The sequence below is a fragment of the bacterium genome (genome assembly GCA_035703895.1).
GTDB lineage: Bacteria > Sysuimicrobiota > Sysuimicrobiia > Sysuimicrobiales > Segetimicrobiaceae > Segetimicrobium.
Map to the genome: position 1 here is coordinate 1 of DASSXJ010000087.1, position 4,364 is coordinate 4,364.

General features: G+C 62.6%; 6 protein-coding genes. 4 read left to right on the top strand and 2 right to left on the bottom strand.

All coding sequences use genetic code 11. The annotated features are described in order from the left end of the window. From VFP86_06210 to VFP86_06220, 3 genes are all read left to right on the top strand, one after another. Positions 1-882 (top strand): amidohydrolase family protein (locus tag VFP86_06210; protein HET8999222.1); only part of this gene is annotated, 882 nt, incomplete at its 5' end. Between the two features lie 99 nt (positions 883-981). After that, positions 982-2,040 carry an ABC transporter substrate-binding protein gene (locus VFP86_06215; protein ID HET8999223.1) on the top strand — a complete coding sequence of 353 codons (1,059 nt, stop codon included), beginning with the start codon at positions 982-984 and terminating at the stop codon, positions 2,038-2,040. A 23-nt stretch (positions 2,041-2,063) separates the two neighbouring features. Further along, complete coding sequence (locus VFP86_06220) at positions 2,064-2,570, top strand: hypothetical protein (protein ID HET8999224.1); 507 nt, start codon at positions 2,064-2,066, stop codon at positions 2,568-2,570. A gap of 30 nt (positions 2,571-2,600) precedes the next feature. Here the strand turns inward: VFP86_06220 and VFP86_06225 are convergent, their stop codons facing one another. Next, a complete protein-coding gene (locus VFP86_06225; protein HET8999225.1) occupies positions 2,601-3,290 on the bottom strand; it encodes a helix-turn-helix domain-containing protein in 690 nt (229 codons plus the stop codon). A gap of 115 nt (positions 3,291-3,405) precedes the next feature. On the opposite strand from VFP86_06225, the gene VFP86_06230 reads away from it, so the two are divergent. After that, on the top strand, positions 3,406-3,831 hold the full coding sequence (locus VFP86_06230; GenBank protein ID HET8999226.1) for a cupin domain-containing protein: 426 nt from the start codon (positions 3,406-3,408) through the stop codon (positions 3,829-3,831). A 79-nt stretch (positions 3,832-3,910) separates the two neighbouring features. Here the strand turns inward: VFP86_06230 and VFP86_06235 are convergent. Continuing rightward, positions 3,911-4,364: DMT family transporter (locus VFP86_06235; GenBank protein HET8999227.1), on the bottom strand; the 454-nt coding region annotated here is incomplete at its 5' end.

Genomic DNA, 4,364 nt, shown 5'->3' on the forward strand with positions numbered 1-4,364 from the left:
TGGGACAGCGGGATCCGCGCGGCGGTGGCCCAGACCGTGACGGACCGGGGCGGCGAGGCGGACTGGCAGGAGTCCGACACCGTGATCGCCCAGTGGGGGGTTGACTCCTCTCGCCGGGTCTTCGCCGGGCTGGGCCCCCACGCCACGGACACCTGCGGGGATGCCCTTCTTCTGAAGGTGCGCGAGCGGATGGAAGATCTTGGGGCGCTCACCTTCATTCACGTCGCGCAGTCGCGCGACGAAGTGGATGCCGCGCGGTGCCGCGGTGACGCGGGATGCGTGTATTTGCTGCACCGCCTCGGCCTGTTGGGCGCTCGGACCATCGCCGCGCATTGTCTCTACCTTCAGCCGGGAGAGATCGAATTGCTGTCGGCGACCCGGACTCCCGTGGCGCATTGTCCCGTGAGCAACGCCAAAGTGGAAGGGTCTGCCGCATTAGCGTGGGAGCTTTGGCAAGCTGGTGTGCCGTTGGGTCTCGGAACGGACTGCGCGGCCTGCAACAATTCCATGGATCCCTGGTTCGAGGTCAAGTTCGCCGCGCTGCTCCACAAGATTTCGACGAAGAACCCCGAGGTTTTGCCGGCGCGCACGGCGCTGGGATGGATCACCCGGGCCGCCGCGACGTGCTTGAGCATGACGGGGGAGATCGGGGTCCTCCGGACGGGCGGTCGTGCCGATATCATCACGCTGCGGACGGACGTTCCCAACGCCGTCCCGCCCCCGGATCCGTGGTCGCACTTCGTGTATTCTGCTTCGGGCGGGGATGTGGACACCGCGGTGGTTGACGGCCGGCTGCTCGTACGGCGCGGGGCCTTGCTCCATATCGATGCGGAACGCATCGGCTACGAGGTCAACCGCATACGCGGCAAACTCACGCGATGAAAGCCGCGCCGATCGGCGATGTCGCGGGACCCGGGTACGGAGGAGATCCGGCCCTGGGGGCGGAAGCCACGGGTCGACGTCACACGGGGGGATGCGCAAATGATGCGGGACAAAGTCACGATACTGGCGCCCCGGCTGAATCGTCGGGCCTTCCTCAAGGCAGGCACGGCGTTGTCGTTGTCCGTGGCGGCCGGTGGATCCGCCACCCGGTGGGCTCCTTCCGCAGACGCCCAACCCCTGACAGGCGTCTCGCTCCAATTTGGCTGGTTCTTGAATTCCCAAGCGGCGGGTGAGTTGGTGGCGATCGCCAAAGGGTATTTCAACGAGGCCGGCATCGAGCTACGCATGCAACCCGGCGGGCCGTCCATCGATCCCATCCAGATCGTCGCCGGAGGCGGCACCACGTTAGGGGACGCGGCCTCGATCGGCGTCCTCCTCAACGCGCGCAGTCGTGGCCTTCCCCTCAAGACGTTCGCTGCCGTCCTGCAGCGTCATCCATTTGCGTTCTTCTTCCTGAAGCGATCGGGAGTGCGGACTCCGGCGGATTTCGAAGGGAAAACCATCGGGATCCAGCCGACCGCCCGGCCGCTGTTGGAAGCCGTCCTGAAGAAGCACCATATCGCCAAGGACCACGTGAAGGTGGTGTCCGTGGGCGGGGACATCTCGCCGTTGGTGACTCATCAGGTCGATGTGATCACGGGATGGGTGATCGATCGCGTTCCCCAGTTCGAGAACATGGGTGTGGCCGATCAGGTCGGCTACTTCAAGTTGTGGGACTTGGGGATCCGTATGTATGCTTACACCTACTTCTGTACGGACCAGGTGTACGGACAGCGGAAGGACGTGTTGGCCCGGTTCGTGGCCGCGACGGCCAAGGGCTGGTTATACGCGCGCGATCACCCCGACGAAGCGATCGACATCGTGCTGCGCAGCACGACAGGGCTGGATCGATCGCTGGAGGTGAAGACGTTGCGCAACATGCAGCCGTACTTCACCTCCATCGCCACCAAACAACACGGGTGGGGCCACATGGACCCAGGCGTCTGGGCCGACCTGAGTAGCGCCTACATGGCTCTCGAGCAGATGCCCCGCGAGGTCAAGCCGGAAGAGATCATGACGAACGAAGTGGTGGAGATGGCAAAGACACCCAAGGTGTAGCGAGAAGCCCCGCCGCCAGGGAAATGGAACTGCCGGGATCGACCTATCTCTATGCGCTGGCGACCATCTCGATCACGTTCGTAGGTTTTTCTGCGCTCCTCTTGATATTTCGCCAAGCCATGGGCCACACCATGACGAGATACGAGAGCTATTTCATGCTCACGTTCATCCAGTCGGGGTTTATCGTGACGGCTGGGTCGCTGTTGCCGCTCCTGCTGGCATTGTACGGGTTACCGCAGCCCACGGTGTGGCGCGTGTCCAGTCTCATCATGGCGATCCCGATCTTCGTCTTTGTCGTGACCCTCCCGGGACGACGACGGGTGGCTTCCCAACAAGAGATTCCCATGTATGTGTGGGTGCTGTTGTTGCTGCAACTGCTCACCGTTCCGTATTTGCTGATGAACACGATCGGGAAGCCCGTGGAGCCGGGCATCGCCCCCTACGCCACGGCGATGTCGGGGATTCTGTTCACATCGGGGATTGCCTATGTGATCGCGCTCGCCGCTGCCCTGGGAGAGCCGCCGACGTGACAAACGTGCGAACGCTGCCCCTGTGGCTCCTTAGTGCGCCGACGGCAAGTTCCTGTTTGAGAAGACATGTGCGAAGGGGCTGGGACGGATCCAGGTGGGAAAGGCATGGGCGAGCAGGCGAGGTCCATCCACTTCGATCAGCTTCCGCCGGAGTGCCTCTTCATAGGAGAACTTTCGCAGGTGCCAGTTCACAAGGGTTTGAGAATCCGTGGTGATGACGAGGTCTTCCGGAAACCCGGGGTAGATGGTACACAGCTCCGGCTGCGGACGCTGCAGGAGCAACCAGAATTTCTGCCGTGGCTGATCCCGTAGGTCAACGCGGACGGTGACCCGTTTGTTTGGCAGCTTGTCCTTGTCGACGAGCCTGCTCGTGGCCCATAGCACATACCCCGGATTGATGTGGTCCGGTCTGATCTCGAGCCATCGCGCTCCCCAATTGCCCATCGCGTCACACACCGTCTTCAGCTCTTGCCCACGTGGAGTGAGATGGTACGAGAACCGGCGCCCCCGGGGACTGGGCTGTCGTGCGATAACCCCAAACTGTTCCAGCAATTCCAGCCGCTGCGTGAGGGTGTCCTTGGGAATGCCGGGGGCGCCCTCGCACAATTCGGAGAAGGTGCGGCAGCCGGCCAGCAAGTTTCTCACGATGATCAGGGTCCAGCGTTCTGCCAGGATCTCTGACGCCCGAGCGATAGGGCAGTACTGGCCATAGATTTTCACAACTCCATTCTCCCCCCCGCCCTCGGCCGGATTCAAGTCCATTTTTTGGTCTTGCCGCGGCGATGCGGCCCCCATATACTCGAGGCGAGTTCAGAGCCAAGCGGGAGGGATGAGGATGGCGAAAGGACGCAGTTGCCAGATTGTCCATGCTAAGCAAGCGTCCGCGGGAGTCACTGGGTTCAATTATGCGCAGGGAATCTCGAGCGCGACCGCAGGCGCTGAGGCCCTCTGCCTGCAACTGGCGACGATTCCGGCTGGAGCGCGGGCCAAAGCGCACCTGCACAAAGATCACGAATCAGCCGCGTATATTATTAGCGGCCGCCTTATCTTTTGGTTTGGCGCGGAGCTGCGGGAGAATGTTACAGCAGGACCGGGAGACTTCCTGTATATCCCACCGGGGGTTCCGCATCTGTCTATCAATGGCAGCGACACCGAGCCGGTGGTGGCTGTTTTGGCCAGGACGGATCCGAACGAGCACGAGAGCACCACGTTGTTGCCGGAACTCGATGGTCTAAAGCACGTTCTTGCTGGGATCGCATGAAGAGAATTGGGTTATTCTGTATAACACATGTCCACATGCTATTTTCCGAGAATCGGAGGACCGGTTCTGGGCGCGGGCCTCAGCGTGACCGCCTGGTCAGGATGTGCCCCCCCACGGCGGCCATGACGATGGTGCCGCCGGCGAGAGTCGCCCGCGATGGGATCTCATTGAACGCGAGCCAGACCCAGATGGGGGCTAGCGGCGACTCCAGGGCACTGACCAGGGCGGACTCGGTGGCGGAGATGAGTCGCGTCCCAAGCGTGAGAAGCAGCAGCCCCAGACCAAACTGGGTGGTCCCGAACAGCGCAAGATAGCCCATGTCCGCCGGACCCGCGGAGCCCGGATGAGCGGCCGGCCAAACGACGAGGGCACTGAGAAACGCTGAAAGGCACGCGGCCGGAAGCATCGGGGTTTCCCGATGCTTCCGGATGATGATCATCATCACGGCCATGCAGAGCGTCATGCCGAGGGCGAGCAGATCACCGAAGAGGTGCCCTGCCGTGACGGCACCGCCGACCATCACCACCACGCCG

Coding starts and splice junctions, on each gene's coding strand:
- VFP86_06215 (HET8999223.1), top strand. CDS start 982: ATGATGCGGGACAAAGTCACGATACTGGCGCCCCGGCTGAATCGTCGG.
- VFP86_06220 (HET8999224.1), top strand. CDS start 2,064: ATGGAACTGCCGGGATCGACCTATCTCTATGCGCTGGCGACCATCTCG.
- VFP86_06230 (HET8999226.1), top strand. CDS start 3,406: ATGGCGAAAGGACGCAGTTGCCAGATTGTCCATGCTAAGCAAGCGTCC.